This window comes from Paenibacillus sp. FSL H8-0261 (assembly GCF_045040645.1).
In the GTDB taxonomy this organism is placed as follows: domain Bacteria; phylum Bacillota; class Bacilli; order Paenibacillales; family Paenibacillaceae; genus Paenibacillus_AQ.
This window is the reverse complement of the sequence record NZ_CP150297.1, coordinates 4,344,497-4,362,246: the sequence shown is the minus strand read 5'-3', so window position 1 is coordinate 4,362,246 and position 17,750 is coordinate 4,344,497. Positions and strand designations below refer to the sequence as shown.

Annotated in this window: 17 protein-coding genes; 16 read left to right on the top strand and 1 reads right to left on the bottom strand. The window is 44.9% G+C overall.

What is annotated here, in order from left to right; genetic code table 11:
* Positions 1-3 precede the first annotated feature (3 nt).
* The 10 genes from rplS to MHI27_RS19340 all read left to right on the top strand — a co-directional run bounded on the left by rplS (position 4) and on the right by MHI27_RS19340 (position 8,948).
* A complete protein-coding gene (rplS, locus tag MHI27_RS19385) occupies positions 4-348 on the top strand; it encodes a 50S ribosomal protein L19 (protein WP_405174488.1) in 345 nt (114 codons plus the stop codon).
* Positions 349-644: 296 nt separating this feature from the next.
* The gene (lepB, locus tag MHI27_RS19380) at positions 645-1,253 is read left to right on the top strand and encodes a signal peptidase I (protein ID WP_042189466.1); all 609 of its coding nucleotides are present in this window, start codon (positions 645-647) and stop codon (positions 1,251-1,253) included.
* Between the two features lie 29 nt (positions 1,254-1,282).
* Positions 1,283-2,143, top strand: coding sequence for a ribosome biogenesis GTPase YlqF (ylqF, locus tag MHI27_RS19375; protein WP_042189465.1), 861 nt, complete (start codon positions 1,283-1,285; stop codon positions 2,141-2,143).
* A gap of 264 nt (positions 2,144-2,407) precedes the next feature.
* Entirely contained in the window at positions 2,408-3,019 is a 612-nt protein-coding gene (locus MHI27_RS19370; RefSeq protein ID WP_405176768.1) for a ribonuclease HII, read from the top strand.
* Positions 3,020-3,091: 72 nt separating this feature from the next.
* Positions 3,092-5,248 (top strand): DNA ligase, encoded by a 2,157-nt coding sequence (locus MHI27_RS19365; protein WP_405174487.1) that lies wholly within the window; start codon positions 3,092-3,094, stop codon positions 5,246-5,248.
* Positions 5,245-5,553, top strand: a complete 309-nt coding sequence (locus tag MHI27_RS19360) for an EscU/YscU/HrcU family type III secretion system export apparatus switch protein (protein ID WP_405174486.1) — start codon at positions 5,245-5,247, stop codon at positions 5,551-5,553. Before MHI27_RS19365 ends, MHI27_RS19360 begins: the two co-directional genes overlap by 4 nt.
* Positions 5,550-5,936 carry a YraN family protein gene (locus tag MHI27_RS19355; RefSeq protein ID WP_405174485.1) on the top strand — a complete coding sequence of 129 codons (387 nt, stop codon included), beginning with the start codon at positions 5,550-5,552 and terminating at the stop codon, positions 5,934-5,936. The genes MHI27_RS19360 and MHI27_RS19355 overlap by 4 nt, the downstream gene beginning before the upstream one ends.
* Before the next feature lie 153 nt (positions 5,937-6,089).
* A complete protein-coding gene (locus tag MHI27_RS19350) occupies positions 6,090-6,503 on the top strand; it encodes a hypothetical protein (RefSeq protein WP_139328534.1) in 414 nt (137 codons plus the stop codon).
* 38 nt (positions 6,504-6,541) lie between these two features.
* The gene (locus MHI27_RS19345) at positions 6,542-7,051 is read left to right on the top strand and encodes a phosphoesterase (RefSeq protein WP_076285407.1); all 510 of its coding nucleotides are present in this window, start codon (positions 6,542-6,544) and stop codon (positions 7,049-7,051) included.
* Between the two features lie 190 nt (positions 7,052-7,241).
* Positions 7,242-8,948, top strand: a complete 1,707-nt coding sequence (locus MHI27_RS19340; protein ID WP_405174484.1) for a YifB family Mg chelatase-like AAA ATPase — start codon at positions 7,242-7,244, stop codon at positions 8,946-8,948.
* A 313-nt stretch (positions 8,949-9,261) separates the two neighbouring features.
* Here the strand turns inward: MHI27_RS19340 and MHI27_RS19335 are convergent, their stop codons facing one another.
* Positions 9,262-9,690 (bottom strand): organic hydroperoxide resistance protein, encoded by a 429-nt coding sequence (locus tag MHI27_RS19335; RefSeq protein ID WP_042189459.1) that lies wholly within the window; start codon positions 9,688-9,690, stop codon positions 9,262-9,264.
* Between the two features lie 142 nt (positions 9,691-9,832).
* Between MHI27_RS19335 and MHI27_RS19330 the strand changes: the two genes are divergently transcribed.
* The 6 genes from MHI27_RS19330 to trmFO all read left to right on the top strand — a co-directional run bounded on the left by MHI27_RS19330 (position 9,833) and on the right by trmFO (position 17,683).
* Positions 9,833-10,321 (top strand): MarR family transcriptional regulator, encoded by a 489-nt coding sequence (locus tag MHI27_RS19330; protein ID WP_316502827.1) that lies wholly within the window; start codon positions 9,833-9,835, stop codon positions 10,319-10,321.
* A gap of 351 nt (positions 10,322-10,672) precedes the next feature.
* Positions 10,673-11,833 carry an ADP-forming succinate--CoA ligase subunit beta gene (sucC, locus tag MHI27_RS19325; protein WP_042128955.1) on the top strand — a complete coding sequence of 387 codons (1,161 nt, stop codon included), beginning with the start codon at positions 10,673-10,675 and terminating at the stop codon, positions 11,831-11,833.
* Between the two features lie 62 nt (positions 11,834-11,895).
* Positions 11,896-12,825, top strand: a complete 930-nt coding sequence (sucD, locus tag MHI27_RS19320) for a succinate--CoA ligase subunit alpha (protein WP_042128953.1) — start codon at positions 11,896-11,898, stop codon at positions 12,823-12,825.
* Positions 12,826-13,046: 221 nt separating this feature from the next.
* A complete protein-coding gene (gene dprA, locus MHI27_RS19315) occupies positions 13,047-14,165 on the top strand; it encodes a DNA-processing protein DprA (protein ID WP_341060238.1) in 1,119 nt (372 codons plus the stop codon).
* Positions 14,166-14,201: 36 nt separating this feature from the next.
* A complete protein-coding gene (gene topA, locus MHI27_RS19310; protein ID WP_042189457.1) occupies positions 14,202-16,301 on the top strand; it encodes a type I DNA topoisomerase in 2,100 nt (699 codons plus the stop codon).
* On the top strand, positions 16,301-17,683 hold the full coding sequence (trmFO, locus tag MHI27_RS19305; protein WP_143759400.1) for an FADH(2)-oxidizing methylenetetrahydrofolate--tRNA-(uracil(54)-C(5))-methyltransferase TrmFO: 1,383 nt from the start codon (positions 16,301-16,303) through the stop codon (positions 17,681-17,683). Before topA ends, trmFO begins: the two co-directional genes overlap by 1 nt.
* The last annotated feature ends 67 nt before the right edge of the window (positions 17,684-17,750 follow it).

The window sequence follows — 17,750 nt, the reverse complement described above, 5'->3', positions numbered from 1 at the left end:
TTAATGAATATCCTACAAGCTATTACGCAAGAGCAACTTCGTAAAGATATCCCGAATTTTCGCCCGGGTGACACTTTGAAGGTGCATGTAAAAGTAATCGAGGGAACTCGTGAGCGTATCCAGTTGTTCGAAGGCGTTGTAATCAAACGTCGTGGCGGTGGAATCAGTGAGACTTTTACGGTTCGTAAAATTTCTTACGGTGTTGGTGTGGAAAGAACATTCCCAATCAACTCGCCTAAAATCGAGAAAATCGAAGTGGCTCGTCGTGGTAAAGTGCGTCGTGCTAAACTTTATTATCTTCGTGAACTACGTGGTAAAGCAGCGAGAATTAAAGAAATTCGTCGCTAGAATAGTGACAAAGGAAAGGGGCTTGAATTCAAGCCCCTTTCGTTTTATTATTTTATGAAAATATAAGAAAGCATCAGTTTCACGTTATACATTATTCTTATATTTCTCGTATAAACGCTTACCCGCCTTAAAGGACGCTGAGGGCGTTTTAGCTTGGCATACAATGCGTGCGACATATACGCTTGGGGATCAGCTTCTCCGAAAAGGCCTCCTGAAGGAGTATCTGTGGAGGGGTTTTTGGCAGGAGCTTTTTTGTGTTGTATAGTAAGAGTAGTATTAAGAGAGGACGGTGAACTATGCAGCAGGAACAAAGTGAAACTTTGGAATCAAGCGCGCAGAACCCACGTAAACCTAAAAATGAAGTCTTGGAATGGGTCAAGGCCATTGCGATTGCTTTAGTGTTGGTTTTTCTGATTCGCTGGCTTTTGTTCAAGCCTTTTATTGTAGATGGACCTTCCATGCAGCCTAATTTCCATACTGGTGAACGTGTTATCGTAAATGAGATTTTGTACGATATTAGATCTCCGCAGCGGGGCGAGGTTATAGTATTCCACGTGCCATCTGAGGGTAGAGATTTTATTAAACGTGTAATCGGTGTCGCTGGAGATACTGTGAAAGTAGAAGGGGATGTAGTTACAGTTAACGGGGAAGTTGTTAATGAGACCTATATCCAAGATGCAATTGATGCAAAGCATAGTATCAACGCTCTGTATAATAATAAAGATTTCCCTAATGAAGAGTTCCCAGATGGTACTGTACCTGAAGGACATGTGTTCGTTATGGGGGATAATCGCTCGGATAGTACGGATAGCCGAATGATCGGGTATGTACCTCTGGGGGATATTGTAGGCCGTGCAGATTTAATCTTCTGGCCGATAAAGGATATTTCACTGATTAACCATTAAGTTGACAGAAGTCAAAGGAGGTGACGGCAATGGCCATTCAATGGTTTCCTGGTCATATGACGAAGGCTAGGCGGCAAATCGAGGATAAGCTGAAGCTGATTGATGTTGTAATAGAATTGCTCGATTCCCGTCTGCCGCTTTCCAGCCGCAATCCGATGATTGACGATATTTTGCGGGACAAGCCAAGATTGATTATTTTGAACAAAGCGGATCTGGCAGATCCAGAAATTACACGGAAGTGGCTGGCGTACTTCAAGGCACAAGGGCATGTTGCTTATCCTGTTGATGCATCTACTGGAACAGGTGTAAAGGATATTCCAGAGCAAGTCAAGCTGCTGCTAAAAGAAAAGATTGACCGGCAGATTGCAAAAGGAATGAATCCGCGAGCGATGCGTGCATTGATCGTTGGTATTCCTAACGTTGGTAAATCAACACTCATTAACCGGATGGCTGGTAAGAGTATTGCTGCTACTGGTGACCGCCCAGGGGTAACCAAGGGTCAACAGTGGATTAAGACAGGCGGCAACTTGGAGCTTCTGGATACCCCAGGTATTTTATGGCCGAGATTTGAGGACCAAGAAGTAGGTTATCGTCTAGCGGTAACAGGTGCAATAAAGGAAGAAATCCTGAATATTGAGGACATCGCCTTTTATGCAGTGAAATATTTGGTGAAGGACTACGGCTCTAGATTTCAAGAACGCTTTGGCATTGAGAAGCTTCCTGAGGATCTGGAGAATCCAGATGAGATCGTAGCTGTTATGGAAGCCGTGGGTCGTAAACGCGGTTGTCTAATCAGCGGTGGACGTGTAGATCTGGAAAAAGCTTCGCGGGCCTTGTTGCATGAGCTACGTGCAGGTAAGCTTGGACGCTTTACGCTGGAAACGCCTTAAATGGTGTGAATTCTGCGTTTAATGGACTAGGTATGGAAGAGCCATCCGAAATTTCGGAGGCTCTTTTTTTATGTTTGGGTCCTCGACAAAGTACCTGAGTACGCCTCAAGCTAAGCCCCACTTTGTGGGGATATTTTATGGGAATGGATTAAATTGGAACGTCTATTTTAAGATGACCATGTAAGCTTTACTATGATAAGCTGACTTATATAGATCATAGAATAATTCATAATTGGCGGTGACAAATTAGTGAGTTCGTTAGATATGTTGGCCTATGAAAAAGAAGGCTGGGAACAGTCTTATCGCCGAATAGCAGGCGTAGATGAAGTAGGAAGAGGTTGCTTGTTTGGGGACGTCGTCGCAGCAGCGGTGATTTTGCCAGAGGGGCTTATTATTGATGGAGTGAATGATTCCAAAAAACTTACAGCTAAAAAGAGAGATGCTTTATACGAGATTATAATGGAGCAAGCGCTGGCCGTGGGTGTGGGGTATGTAGACTCTACTGTCATTGATGAGATTAATATTAAGCAAGCTTCACGCCTGGCCATGAAAAAGGCGGTTGAGAGTCTAGAGCACACTCCTGACTATATGCTGATCGATGCTGAAAAGGTAGACCTCCCTTTGCCACAACAGGCAATTATTAAAGGAGATGCTAATAGTCAGTCCATAGCAGCAGCTTCGATTATCGCTAAAGTGACACGAGACAGGTTGTGTGAAGGTCTGTGGGAGGAATTATACCCTGATTATGGGATTGCGATACATAAAGGTTACGCGACCAAGCTTCACCGGGAACAAATTACGGCTCTAGGTCCAACACCTATGCATCGGCGCAGTTTTATTGGGCGGATTCTCACGGAGCAGCAAACGTTATTCTAGAAGCAATGCTTAAAAAAGTAGGATGAATACCGATATAGTAAGAAGAGAGAAAATGGAGGGAGGAGAAACGGTATGAATATCGGAACATTGATCCGTGGATTGCTTGGAGAACAAAAACCGGGGGCAGCGAAGTCTTTAGAGTTAAAAGAAGGGCAAGTTGTTCGTGGTGTTGTTCTCTCTGTATCGGATTCGGGCAAAGAAGCGGTTGTGCAAATCCAAGGTACACCTGTTCGTGCAGAATTAGAAACACCATTACTGCCTGGAGAAACCTTGAATTTAGAGGTTGGATCACCCGGAGAAGGTGGATTACCCGTATTGAAGCCGGTCTCCCTCGGTGAAACGGCGTTAGTCACTCCCCAAAGCATGGGTGAGGCCTTGGAGTCGCTCGGATTAGCTGATTCCAAAGCAGGTCGAGAAATTGTACTAGCGATGCAAGCAGGAGGCGTTCCACTTACAAAAGAGACAGCGGCTTTGCTGGATGCGGTAATGAGTGCAAAACCAGCTGGTGTGCCTGCTTCAGAGTGGCTTGACGCAGCTGTCATTTCTGTAAAGCGGGGACTACCCGTTACAGCTGAGAGTGTGAAAGGATTGCAGCAGGCTGTATTTGGCCCGCAGCTGCATCAGCTTTTATCAGCACTGGAAGATCAGATTACAATATGGGCAGGACAAATTGCTAATGAAGAAACAATAACCGCAGAATCTAAAGCTGGAATGGGTACAATTACTGGAAAACTCGAACCTTCGGTAACTGCAGGTGCTGGAAGTGGAAATAACATGGGTGTTGTAGAGGGTGACGCTACAGAAGCTGACTCTGTACAATTGGCAGCTAAAGGAAATGGACAAGCTACAACTAAAACTGCTGAAGGCACTATCGCAAACGGAAGTACCGCTCTTTCGGAAGGAGCAGCTGAAGGTGCTCTGAAACCGGTTGAACAAGGTGCGCCAGTCAAGGTGACTCTTAATATAGCTTCTGATAATGAAACGGGGATTGAAACTGGCAAGCCAGTTGTAGTTGATGAGTCAGGTGAAGGAGCTCAGATCTCGAAGGGTGGTATTGTTACAGAGCCTATGGCTGGTAAATCAACACCTGGCCTGACATCCGGCGCTCTAAATAGTGCTTTAAGCGCTCAAGCTGATAGTGCGGTGAATAATCCTATCCGTTCCAGTGAAGTTGAGATTCAAGGTAATGCCTTGAATTTGAATAAGGATGGGGCATTGGATAGTGCTATACAGGCAGATAAGAGTCGGGCTGCCTCGATGGATAAGAGCGGGGCTATGCCGGGTGGCGCGAGTGTGAGCGCCGAAGGAACTGCTGCTGGTGCGACGCCCCACGCAGCAAGTGGTGCCGCCCTGCTTGCGAAGCTGCAGGGTGTGCTCACCGAGCTGCGCGGGAGCTTGCCGCAGCTCGCCTTGCTCCCGCCCGCTGACGCGGCGGGAGCAAGCCCTGCCCCCGCGGCTGCTGCGCCGCGCGGGGAGGCCCCGGCTGCGACGGCTTCGCCGGTGCAGCCGGACACCGCCCCACCCGCGGACGCGGAGTCGTGGGTGGGGCGGGTGCTAAAGCTGCTCGGTGCGGAGCACGAGCAGCAGGCGGTGCGCGGCGTCGCAGTAGCCGCCGCTGAGACGGCCCGCGCGGCGACAGGTACGGCCGCGCTTGGCAGTGCGGGTGTCGGAGGCGAACAAGCCACCGACACCTTAAAGGGCGTGCTGCTGCAGATCATGAGCAGCAGCGAGGTGCCGCCCGCGGTAAAAGAAGCCGCGGGCGGACTAGTGCAGCAGCTGACAGGACAACAGCTGCTGCTCAATACAGATCGAACGGCTCCTTTCGCGCAAGTAACTTTGTTCTTGCCGCTGCAAGGTCCAGATGGGCAGGAGACAGCTTCCGTTCATATTCAATCGCGTCGGGGACGCAAAGGTGAATTAGATGCTGCCAATTGCAGGCTCTGGTTTGATTTGGATATGAAGCAGCTCGGCCAGACGCTGGTTGATGTGCAGGTTGTTGATCGAATCGTTAGTCTTAAGCTGCATAATGATCATCCTTGGGTGCTTGAGCTGCTGGAACAACGGCGTGATGACATTAAAACGGCAGTGGAATCTATTGGTTATCAGTTGTCGGGATTAAGAACTGAACCTTTACCAGAACTAAAGCTATCTACACAACTTGCCAATCCCCATAGTAAGCTTGTTGATTATGTTCCTGATGCTTATAAAGGAGTGGATTACCGTATATGAACGAGAATGAGCCTGTACCTCCAATTTCACAAGGGCTCAAAAAAGCGGTCGCTCTCAAATATAGCCCAGGACAAAGCGAGGCACCTGTCGTTGTTGCCAAAGGACAAGGGGCGATAGCGGATCTGATTCTGCAAAAAGCTAAAGAGAGTGGGGTTGCTGTCCAAGAGGACGCAGCTCTCGTAGAAGTTCTTTCAAAGCTCGATCTAGATCAACAGATTCCATCTGAACTTTATCAGCTAGTGGCTGAAATCCTCAGCTTTGTGTATCAGAGCGACCGTTCCGCCGGTGAATGGAGACCGGAATGAAAGAGCCATACACAAGAGAACGCTACAACCGCAAACAGAAGGGAGCCGCTGCTGAAGACGGGGCTGTGCAGTACTTATCTACTTGTGGGTACAAGATCTTAGGACGAAATTGGCGTTGTCGAACCGGAGAACTTGATATTATTGCGGAGAACGAAGGCTGTATTATTATTGTTGAAGTTCGCAGTCGTAGTGGAGAGCTGTATCAAGGGACTCCGGAGGAATCAGTGAATACTCGAAAAATACATCAAGTGCGAAATACAGCACAGGTTTATTTGCATATGAAAGGTTATGATGATCGAAGAGTAACTTTTGACGTCATTAGCATTTTACTGAATGAAGATTTAAGCATCGCTTCTTTGGGGCATATACGTGAGGCTTTTTAAGCTGCACCCCATATTCTCACGCCATTCATTATGGGCACTAGCATTCTTATGAAAAAAGTCTTTACATAGCCTCCGCACAGTGGGTCATTTCTCAAAAGAAATGGGTAAACATTAGAGTAACTTTTTAATGTCATCATGAGGAGGGCTGTTTAAGTGAAGAATAAACCTTTTGAAATGCAGGTTAGTTTTGCTTGCCAATATTGCCAGCAGAAGATTGAAGTGAAATTTACCGCAGAACCAGTATCCGTTGTCTGTTGTGCAAATTGCAATAAGAACTTCACGGTTATGCGGCCCACTATAGCTGAGGAAATATTAATCGATTGGAAAAATGAGGCGCTATTTCAAAAAATCCGTGCTGATAAATCACAAAACAGTAATAGCAGTCTCTTAGCGCTTGTTATAAAAGTCATAGAGCTTCTTACATGGCGTGATAAAGGAAATGGACAGGTGGAAGCGATTAAAGAGATGCGTGGCTGGCTCATTGAGAATGAAGAGACTCCTCCTCTAGCTGAACTGATCCAGAGCGATAATAAAAAAAGATCACATAAGCGGCGTGACTGGAGATAATCATACAAACTATGATCAAAAAAGAAAGAAGGGTGAACATGGCTAACGTTTTTTTTACATCCGACCATCATTTTGGACATAAGTTGATTATTGATTTTGAATCCAGACCTTTTATAGATGTGGGGCAAATGAATGAAGCCATGATTGAGAGTTGGAATTCGGTAGTAAATCCGGATGATAAAGTGTTTCATTTGGGAGACTTTTCGTTTCTTAATAAGGAAGCGACACGTGCTATTGTGGAGAGGTTACATGGCTATAAGATTCTAATTCTCGGCAATCATGATCGGGGACGCGGTCGGGATTGGTGGCTTGAAGCAGGTTTTGACGAGGTTAGTGAATATCCGCTCATTTATAAGGATTTCTTTTTTCTCTCACATGAGCCTATGTATATGAATAAACATATGCCTTACGTAAATGTGCATGGTCATATTCACGGCCAAAAATATGAAGGAAAGAATTATTTTAACATTTGTGTAGAACATTGGAACTATAAACCGTTGACCTTTGAACAGATTAGGGACTCTGTCATAGTTAGTGAAGAAGGTTAATGTGGGTCTATGGGATTATTTATGCGTATTTATGCAATATGATGTTAATTAATAATTCTTGATTACGCTAAGATTTCCTATATATAATGAGATGTAATAGCTAATTTATTACCGGAAAATAAGGAAGCACCTTTTTTCTTGAAGATGTGACACCCAAACAGGGGTGTATTTCAGGAGATGAGGTGTTTTTATGTATGGAAAAATGCATAGTGCATGTCTGTATGGAATTGAAGGGGTAATGATAGGTGTAGAAATTGATCTTGCGAATGGATTGCCACAGACGAATATCATTGGTCTGCCTGATTCTGCGATTCGTGAGGCAGTAGAACGAGTAAGAGCCGCTATTAAGAACTGTGGTTATCGGTATCCCCAGCAGCGCATTACGATAAATCTAGCACCAGCCGACTTACGCAAAGAAGGCTCTGCCTTTGACCTTGCGATTGCCCTGGGGATACTGATAACTAGTGGTCAACTGATAATGCCCTCAGCCAATGAGGTGCTTTTTATTGGAGAGCTTGCGCTTGACGGTAGTCTGCGTCCAGTATCAGGTGTTCTACCAATGGTGGAAGCTGCGCGCAAAAATGGATTTAAGGCTGTAATGCTTCCTAAAGGGAATGCTGCTGAGGCAGCTTTGATCAGTGGTATAAATATATACGCAATCGACCATTTGTGCACATTACCGAACCCGGAAGAATCACCGTCCAATTCAGCTAAGGGTATAAAAGGGGAAGACGAACAGAACCGAAGGAATGGGGGAGTTTCCGAAGATATGCCTTCTTTATCATCTCTTCCTTTTCCTGTAACTGTGACCAAGGGGATAGATACTAATGACCGACCTCCGGTTCTTGTCCTTTCTTTGGAACATCTTAAATATACCCCAGTTTACGGTACTTCTGAGGACTCCTCATATGCAATGAACGAGATGCTGGATGATTACAGTGATGTGCTAGGGCAACAACATGTAAAAAGAGCCCTAACCATTGCGGCAGCGGGTATGCATAATATATTGCTCATCGGTCCACCCGGTACAGGGAAGACGATGCTGATTAAACGCCTTCCAAGCATCCTTCCGATATTGTCTGAGAGTGAGGCACTAGAGGTAACCAAAATATTTAGCGCAGCAGGAACTTTAAAAGATGCCCACAACGGCTTACTGCGTAGTCGTCCTTTTCGCTCTCCGCATCATACCATATCGGCCGCAGGCCTTATTGGGGGTGGAGGCATTCCAAAGCCGGGAGAAGTTAGTCTTGCGCATCGAGGGATTCTCTTTTTAGATGAGTTGCCCGAATTCTCTCGGAATGTACTTGAAGTGTTACGCCAGCCGCTCGAAGACGGGGTTGTTACCATAAGCCGTGCTCGAGCTTCTTTTACCTATCCTGCAAAATTCATGCTGGCCGCGTCGATGAATCCCTGTAGCTGCGGTTATTTTGGGAGTAATCTTTCTCAACAACATTGTACATGCAGCCCCGCCAGGATTGCTCAATATCGCGCAAAGATATCAGGACCCTTATTGGATCGTATTGATTTACAGGTGGATGTTCCTCGCCCAAAGGAATGGGATCGTCAGGGGCATGTTCTATCTTCGGCTGAGATGTATGCAGAGGTGATGTCCGCACAGACGATACAAGCTAAACGGTTTAAGCGTTTGCCTATTTCTTGGAATAGTGAACTTTCCGGCGCTTCCCTTCGGAGATATGCAAGTCTTAGCCGTGAAGGTGCCCAATTGCTGTATGACATTCTGGGAAATTTAGGTTTAAGCATGCGAGCGCATGATCGAATTATTAAGCTATCCCGTACAATAGCTGATCTGGAAGGCGCACCGGATATTACCTCCGCGCATCTTGCGGAGGCTGTGCAGTACCGTAATTTAGACCGGCAAGCGATGACAGAAGAATAAACTAAATAGAGCAGCGATTCCCGTTATTGGCGAATTGCTGCTCTGTTTTTGGGTTATTGATTTCATTCCGCTAAAATTGTTAACATCTCTGGAACCTTATGGACCCGAAAGACGTGATATGGGCATTTTTAGCTTTTGGAGCGTGCTTTCGGACTCCAGAGACACTATTTTTTTAAAACGGCCCAAATATAGTCTTTTCTTATAAATAGCTGCGATGGGGCCCATTAATAATCCGAAAGTGGACAAGTATTGAATTTAAAATCATCTGTATCCGTTAGGACTTCGTTTGAGAAAATAATTCTCTATAGTTCCTTTACAGTACATTCAATTCTACAGCGATATTGCCGCGGGTTGCGCGGGAGTATGGACAAGCGCCATGAGCAGCCTCTACTAAAGAGGTTGCGGTTTCTCTGTCAACGCCTTTAACTAGCACATCAAGCTTAACCGCTATGCCAAAACCTCCATCTTCAACTTTACCAAAGCTGACTGTAGCCGTTACTTCGCTACCTTCAATTTTTACTTTTCCGAGTCGGGCAACCATGTTCAGTGCACTATCGAAACAAGCGGAATAACCAGCTGCAAATAATTGCTCAGGATTTGTACCTTCGCCACCGGCACCTCCCATTTCGCGTGGTGTGCTGATTGTAAGATTGAGCTTAGGGCTTTCTGATTCAATAAAACCGTTTCTTCCTCCTACGGCTTTAACAGTGGTTTCATACATTTTTTGCTGGATGGTCATCATTGTGTATCTCTCCAATTCCTAATTAGTTTGTGTACAATTTAATTTATCACAATTAACTATAATGTCAAATTATTTTTTCCTATTAACATGATGTTATGAGTGAATTATGATAAAATAAGGGTATAAGGCAGGTGATTAAGATATGAAAATGAATGAAGAAGATATGCAAAAGATGACGACTACACCTGAGCTGCTGATTGAGAATCAACTCTGTTTTACGATTTATGCTTGCTCTCGTGAGATCACAAAGCTGTATCAACCTTATTTGGATAAGATCGGTTTAACATACTCGCAATATCTAGTAATGCTTGTGTTATGGGAACGACAGCAATGTACGGTTAAAGAAATTGGTGAGGCGCTATTTTTGGATTCGGGTACGCTGACACCTCTTTTAAAACGCCTACAAGCTGCAGGGTTGATCGTGCGTGAACGTTCGACACAAGATGAGCGAAAAGTTCTGATTTCACTAACGGAACAGGGCTGGGCACTTCAAAGCAGCGCGGCTTGTATTCCCGGGAAAATGATGGAAGAAACGACTATGTCCGGCGATGAGACTGTAGAGCTGCTTGAGCAGTTCAAAAGCTTGCTAAATCGTGTTCATGATGCGAACACTCAAGATAGTAAAAAGTAAGTATAATCAGGAGTCTGTGCGATCGTTCGCATTCCGGCATGAAATCAAGCGAAAAAATGTGTACAAATCATGAATATATTTAAGGAAAGCGTTTTAAAAACATGTTACACTATTCTGGGTTCCTTTATATGGCATATAGGTAAGTATAAGCTTAGTCTTATAGATTTACTCAATGTCTCTCACAGAAATAAGGCCATTCTTTTACGAGTGGTAGAGCAGTTTCTGTTGGTTCCGGAATAGTGCTGCATGTTTAGCATCAGCCTATCCCTAACCCCGCGGCAATCAAAACGGAAGGCGAGATGACAACAGGCTGCCTGTTAAGTCACCACGCTACTTTAGGAGGCTACCGCTATGAATATCCACGAGTATCAGGGAAAAGAAGTGCTTAAGAAGTACGGTGTGGCCGTACCGAATGGAAAAGTAGCTTATACAGTGGAGGAAGCGGTAGAAGCCGCAGAGTCACTGAGTACACCGGTTGTTGTAGTTAAAGCTCAGATTCATGCAGGTGGACGAGGTAAAGCTGGAGGTGTAAAGGTTGCTAAGAATATCGATGAAGTGCGTACTTACGCAACCGAAATTCTCGGTAAGACTTTAGTTACTCACCAGACTGGTCCGGAGGGTAAGGTAGTAAAACGGCTGCTCATTGAAGAGGGCTGTCAAATTGTTAAAGAGTATTACATCGGTATCGTTGTTGATAGAGGAACTGGTCGAGTGGTTATGATGGCATCTGAAGAAGGTGGCACAGAGATTGAAGAGGTTGCAGCTACACATCCGGAGAAGATTTTCAAAGAAATCATTGATCCGGCAGTAGGTTTGCAGACTTTCCAAGCTCGTAAATTAGCTTACAGCATCTCTATTCCTAATGAACTGGTAGGCAAGACTGTGAAATTCATGCAAGCGCTATATCTAGCTTTTGTGGATAAAGATTGCTCTATTGCCGAAATTAACCCATTGGTAGTTACTGCGGATGGGAATGTGATGGCTCTGGATGCTAAATTGAATTTTGACCCCAATGCCTTGTTCCGCCACAAAGATATTCAAGAGCTTCGGGATCTAGATGAAGAAGATTTGAAAGAAATCGAAGCCTCTAAGTATGACCTGAGCTATATTGCACTTGATGGCAATATTGGTTGTATGGTGAACGGTGCAGGCCTAGCGATGGCAACGATGGATATAATTAAATATTACGGAGGCGAACCCGCCAACTTCCTTGATGTAGGGGGCGGTGCAACTACCGAGAAAGTTACAGAAGCCTTTAAAATCATTCTATCGGATGAAAAGGTAAATGGAATTTTCGTTAATATTTTCGGCGGTATTATGCGCTGTGACGTTATTGCTAACGGTGTTGTGGAAGCGGCAAGTCAATTGGGATTGACTAAACCGCTTGTTGTACGTCTTGAAGGAACAAATGTTGGATTGGGTAAGCAAATCTTGGCTGGATCGGGACTTAACATTGTAGCTGCTGATTCTATGGCGGACGGTGCCCGTAAGATTGTATCTCTTGTGCAATAATGGCTCGGAAGTTGAAGCCAGTTATCGTATTTGACAATATAAGTAGGGATGTGACTTAAGGCATGAGCATTCTTGTAGATAAAAATACGAAAGTTATCACGCAAGGTATTACGGGAGCAACTGGCTTGTTCCATACTAAGGGTGCGCTTGATTATGGAACTCAGATGGTCGGAGGAGTAACGCCGGGTAAAGGTGGAACGACAGTTAATATCACCCTTGAAAATGGCAGTGAAGTTAGTCTTCCGGTATTTGATACAGTCGCAGCTGCTAAGGCAGCTACTGGTGCAACTGCTAGTGTGATTTATGTACCGCCAGCATTTGCAGCAGACTCCATCATGGAGGCTGTAGATGCAGAGTTGGATTTGGTTATCTGTATTACCGAAGGTATTCCTGTGCTTGATATGGTAAAAGTCTCACGTTATATGGAAGGTCGTTCTACAGTGTTGATCGGTCCAAACTGTCCGGGTGTTATCACTCCTGGAGAGTGTAAGATTGGAATCATGCCTGGCTATATTCATATGCCTGGTTATGTAGGAGTGGTCTCGCGTAGCGGAACGCTAACCTATGAGGCGGTTCATCAGCTGACCACGCGTGGAATTGGGCAATCTTCGGCTGTAGGTATTGGCGGAGACCCGGTTAAAGGCTCTGAGTTTATTGATATTTTGAAGCTGTTTAATGAAGATCCGGGTACGAAGGCAGTTATTATGATCGGAGAGATCGGTGGAACTGCAGAGGAAGAAGCAGCAGAGTGGATTCGTGAACACATGACCAAGCCAGTTGTAGGCTTCATTGGAGGAGCAACTGCACCTCCAGGCAAGCGTATGGGGCATGCTGGTGCTATCATTTCTGGAGGGAAAGGTACAGCTAGCGAAAAAATTGCCGTACTGGAAGCTTGCGGAATCAAGGTAGCCCCTACACCTGCTGAAATGGGTTCGACACTCGTAAGTGTGCTTGAAGAGCGCGGTATTCTCAATGCTTTTACATCGCACTAATTAGTGTAGTTAAGACAGAGAAATCAATCCACGTAGTGAGGTTATTTCGTGTATAATTAATTAAAGAGGTAAGCAACCTTTTGTTCCTATTTAGGGATGAAAGGTTGCTTTTTTTATTTTAAATAGAAATTTATTGAATTTAAAGAAATGCTTGCGTTTTCATGATGTGTAACACAAAATAGGGAAGGCTAGGCCTTCCATGTTAAGGGGCGAAAAATGATATGGAAGAACGGGAACTACTATTCGGCTTTAATGAAGTAGAAGGAATTGGCTGGAAAACTATCGACAAAATTCGCAGAGCTGGGCTTTTGTCAGAAAAAGCATTTTCTTGTAGCTCAGAAGACTGGGAAAAGGTTGGATTGAGCGAGAAAGTGTCGATTCAACTAGCTTCAATATATACGTTGGAGTGGATAGCAAACCGCCGCTTACTAATGGAAGAAAGTGCTGTAAACATGGTTACGATTTTTGATGCAGACTATCCCCATTTATTGAAGGAGACGGCTCAGCCACCATGGATTCTTTATTATCGTGGGCGTTTGAATCTGTTATCGACACCCAGTGTAGCGATGGTCGGTACTCGTGTGCCAACAGCTTATGGACGGAAGGTAGGGGAGATCCTCACGAAAGAGCTTAGTGAAGCAGGTCTAACAGTGGTTAGCGGATTAGCTAGGGGGATTGATAGCGTTTGTCATGAAGCTGCGCTAAGAAGCGGTGGAGGCACAATAGCGGTAGTGGCTACAGGACTTGATCGGGTCTACCCGCCTGAGAATAAGGAGCTTGAACGATTGATTTCCCTTGATGGGTTAGTGCTAACAGAGTATCCCCTTGGAACCAAAAGTCATCCAGGGTTATTTCCGCAGCGCAATCGAATTATTGCAGGCCTCACATACGGGACAGTGGTCGTAGAGGCGGATAGTAGAAGTGGATCACTCATTACAGCAGATGCTGCCTTGGAGGCAGGACGGGATGTTTTTGCTGTCCCTGGACCTATTACGTCTCCAAAAAGTAGAGGTGCTCTTGATCTGATTAAACAGGGGGCAAAGCTGGTAACCGGTGCACTAGATATTTTAGAAGAATACACTTCTTTTCTCCCGGCAAACCTCTCAAAAACAGGTGAAAGCGGTCCCTCTAAACAGGTAGCTGACGATTTGTTAATTGAAAAGAAATTGACAAATGAGGAGTTACACCTATACCATATACTGCATCAAGGCCCCTTTATTTTGGACGATCTGCTTGTGAGGACAGGATGGGATTTTGGACATTTGCATTCAGTTCTGTTATCTTTAATCATAAAAAAAGCGGTAGCACAATTACCAGGAGCTATTTATAAGGTAATTTAATATAGAGGTACGAGTGTTAACGAGGAGGAAGAGTCTATGGCAGATGCATTGGTTATTGTCGAATCGCCCGCGAAAGCGAAGACAATTGGCAAATATCTAGGTAGTAAGTATATTGTAAAGGCATCTATGGGACACATCAGAGATCTACCGAAGAGTCAAATTGGTGTTGAGGTGGAGAATGATTTCAATCCCAAATATATTACGATTCGTGGTAAAGGTTCTATATTGAAGGAATTGAAAGATGCTAGTAAAAAAGTGAAAAAAGTCTATCTCGCAGCTGACCCCGATCGCGAAGGAGAAGCGATTGCTTGGCACTTGGCACATGCCCTGGATTTAGATAATACACAGGAATGCCGAGTTGTATTTAATGAGATCACCAAACAAGCGGTGAAGGATGCTTTTAAGACGCCACGCAAGATTAACATGGATCTTGTGAATGCACAGCAGGCAAGACGTATACTGGATCGGCTAGTAGGTTACAAGATTAGCCCTCTATTATGGAAGAAAGTCAAAAAAGGGTTATCTGCTGGACGTGTTCAATCTGTAGCTGTAAAGATCATAATGGATCGTGAGAATGAAATCTCCGCTTTTGTACCTACTGAATATTGGAGTATTACAGCTAAACTTGGGATTCGAGATTCTGTCTTTGAAGCTAAGTTTCATAAGCTGAATGGTGTGAAGAAGGAACTTAATCAGGAAAGCGATGTTCAAGAGGTCCTTGAGGCAATCAAGAACGCAGCTTTTAAGGTAAGTAATGTGAAGGAGAAGGAAAGACAACGGCATCCTTCGGCTCCTTTTACAACAAGTTCCCTTCAACAGGAAGCAGCTCGTAAGCTTGGATTCCGTGCAGCTAAGACAATGTCTGTTGCCCAGCAATTATACGAAGGTGTGGAACTAGGCAAAGAGGGAACCGTAGGTTTGATCACCTATATGCGTACGGACTCGACACGTTTATCTGTCACTGCACAGGATGAAGCTAAAGAGCTGATTACTGCTAAGTATGGTGAAAAGTTCTTACCTGAAGCCCCTCGCCAGTATTCAAAGAAAGCGGCTGGAGCGCAAGAAGCGCATGAAGCGATCCGACCAACTTCAGCACTTCGTGAACCGGAAATGGTCAAAGAGTTCTTAAGCCGGGATCAATTCCGTCTTTACAAGCTGGTGTGGGAGCGGTTCGTATCCAGTCAAATGGCGTCTGCTCTTCTTGATACACTCTCGGTTGATATAGAAGCAGGTACAGCCACATTCAGAGCGGTGGGTTCGAAGGTTTCATTCCCAGGGTTCATGAAGGTTTACGTGGAAGGTAACGATGATGGAACTACAGATGAAGATAAGTATTTACCGCCTCTTGAAGCGGGAGATGCTTTAAATAAGCAAGAGATCGAGCCGAAGCAGCATTTTACACAGCCACCACCGCGATATACAGAAGCAAGGCTTGTAAAGACACTTGAGGAATTAGGGATAGGACGCCCAAGTACGTATGCACCAACGCTTGAAACGATTCAGAAGCGTGGTTATGTAGCGATTGAAGAGAAAAAATTCATGCCTACAGAGCTTGGAGAACTTGTCATCGAGCAGATGGAACAATTTTTCCCGGAAATATTGAACGTAGAGTTTACGGCTAATATGGAAGGCGATCTTGACCATGTGGAAGAAGGCTCAGAAGATTGGGTGAAGGTTCTTGCTGAATTTTACGAGTCTTTCGAGAAGCGCTTAGTGTTTGCCGAAGAAGAAATGAAAGAAATTGAGATTGAAGATGAAGTCTCTGATGAGATCTGCGAGAAATGTGGTAAACCACTTGTATATAAATTAGGACGCTTTGGGAAGTTCCTAGCATGTTCTGGCTTTCCAGATTGCCGAAATACGAAGCCGATTATCAAAGATATTGGTGTAACTTGCCCTAAATGTAATGAAGGAAAAGTTGTAGAGCGTCGTAGCAAAAAAGGGCGTGTCTTCTATGGCTGCGATCAATATCCTGGGTGTGATTTCGTCTCTTGGGATAGACCATCCACTAAACCATGTCCATCTTGCGGGGCTTGGATGATTGAGAAACGCAATAAGCAAGGCACCAAACTGCAATGTACGTCTTGTGACCATACAGAGGCAGTTTTAGACAACGAAGAAGAGTTAGCAGAATAATAGTCTCTACAGGAGGAAATAAGACAGTGACAGATACAGCAAAGGTAACAGTAATTGGAGCAGGTCTCGCAGGAAGTGAAGCGGCCTGGCAAATAGCCTCTCAAGGCGTACCGGTAAGATTGTATGAAATGAGACCAGTGGTGAAGACGCCAGCACACCACACCAATCAATTCGCAGAACTAGTATGCAGCAACTCCTTGCGTGCAAATGGTTTAGGCAATGCAGTGGGTGTATTAAAGGAAGAAATGCGACGTTTAAACTCTCTTGTATTAGGTGCGGCTGATCGCCACGCTGTACCTGCTGGCGGTGCACTTGCCGTGGATCGGGATGGTTTCTCGGGAGAAATTACGAGTACATTGCATAATCATCCGCTCGTGGAAGTCATAAATGAAGAACTTACGCATATACCGGAGGAAGGGATTGTTGTTATTGCAACGGGTCCACTAACTTCCCCTGCATTATCTGCTGAAATTAAGGGTCTATTAGGTGAAGAGTATTTCTATTTTTATGATGCTGCAGCACCAATTGTTGAGAAAGACAGTATTGATATGAATAAAGTGTATCTGGCTTCCCGTTATGACAAAGGGGAAGCAGCATATCTGAACTGTCCTATGACTGAAGAGGAGTTTGACGTGTTTTATGATGCGTTGATTTCTGCAGAGACGGCGGCACTCAAGGATTTTGAGAAAGAGATATACTTTGAGGGCTGTATGCCTATCGAAATCATGATGAAGCGCGGTAAGCAAACTGCATTGTTTGGTCCGATGAAGCCTGTTGGGCTTATCAATCCGCACACAGGTAAGCTACCTTACGCGGTAGTACAACTTCGTCAGGATAACGCTGCTGGAACGCTTTACAATCTGGTGGGCTTTCAAACGCACTTGAAATGGGGCGAACAGAAGCGGGTATTCTCGCTGATTCCAGGTCTTGAGAACGCTGAATACGTTCGGTATGGGGTAATGCACAGAAATACCTTTATTAATTCTCCTAAACTCTTGCATCCTACTTATCAAATGAAGGGTAAAGAAAGGCTGTACTTTGCTGGACAGATGACTGGCGTGGAAGGTTATGTGGAATCAGCAGCTTCAGGTCTGATTGCCGGCATTAACGCTGCTAGAGCCGCACTCGGTCAAGAAGGACTGATCTTCCCACAAGACACGGTGCTTGGTAGTATGCCTGCTTATATCACTTCCGCTGATCCGGAGCATTTTCAACCTATGAATGCCAATTTTGGTCTTCTGCCGAAGGTGGAGAAGAAAATCCGTAATAAGAAAGAAAAGAATGAGATGTTAGCGAATCGTGCACTAGACAGTCTTGCCGAGTACGCCAATGGTACGGGCCTTGCCTATAAAGAGCCGGAGGCTATCGACAACCAAGAATAAGCGCCTTGGGCGTCCTTATAAGGATGATAAGCGTTAGCGTTTAAGCGAGAAATATAAGGATAATGTA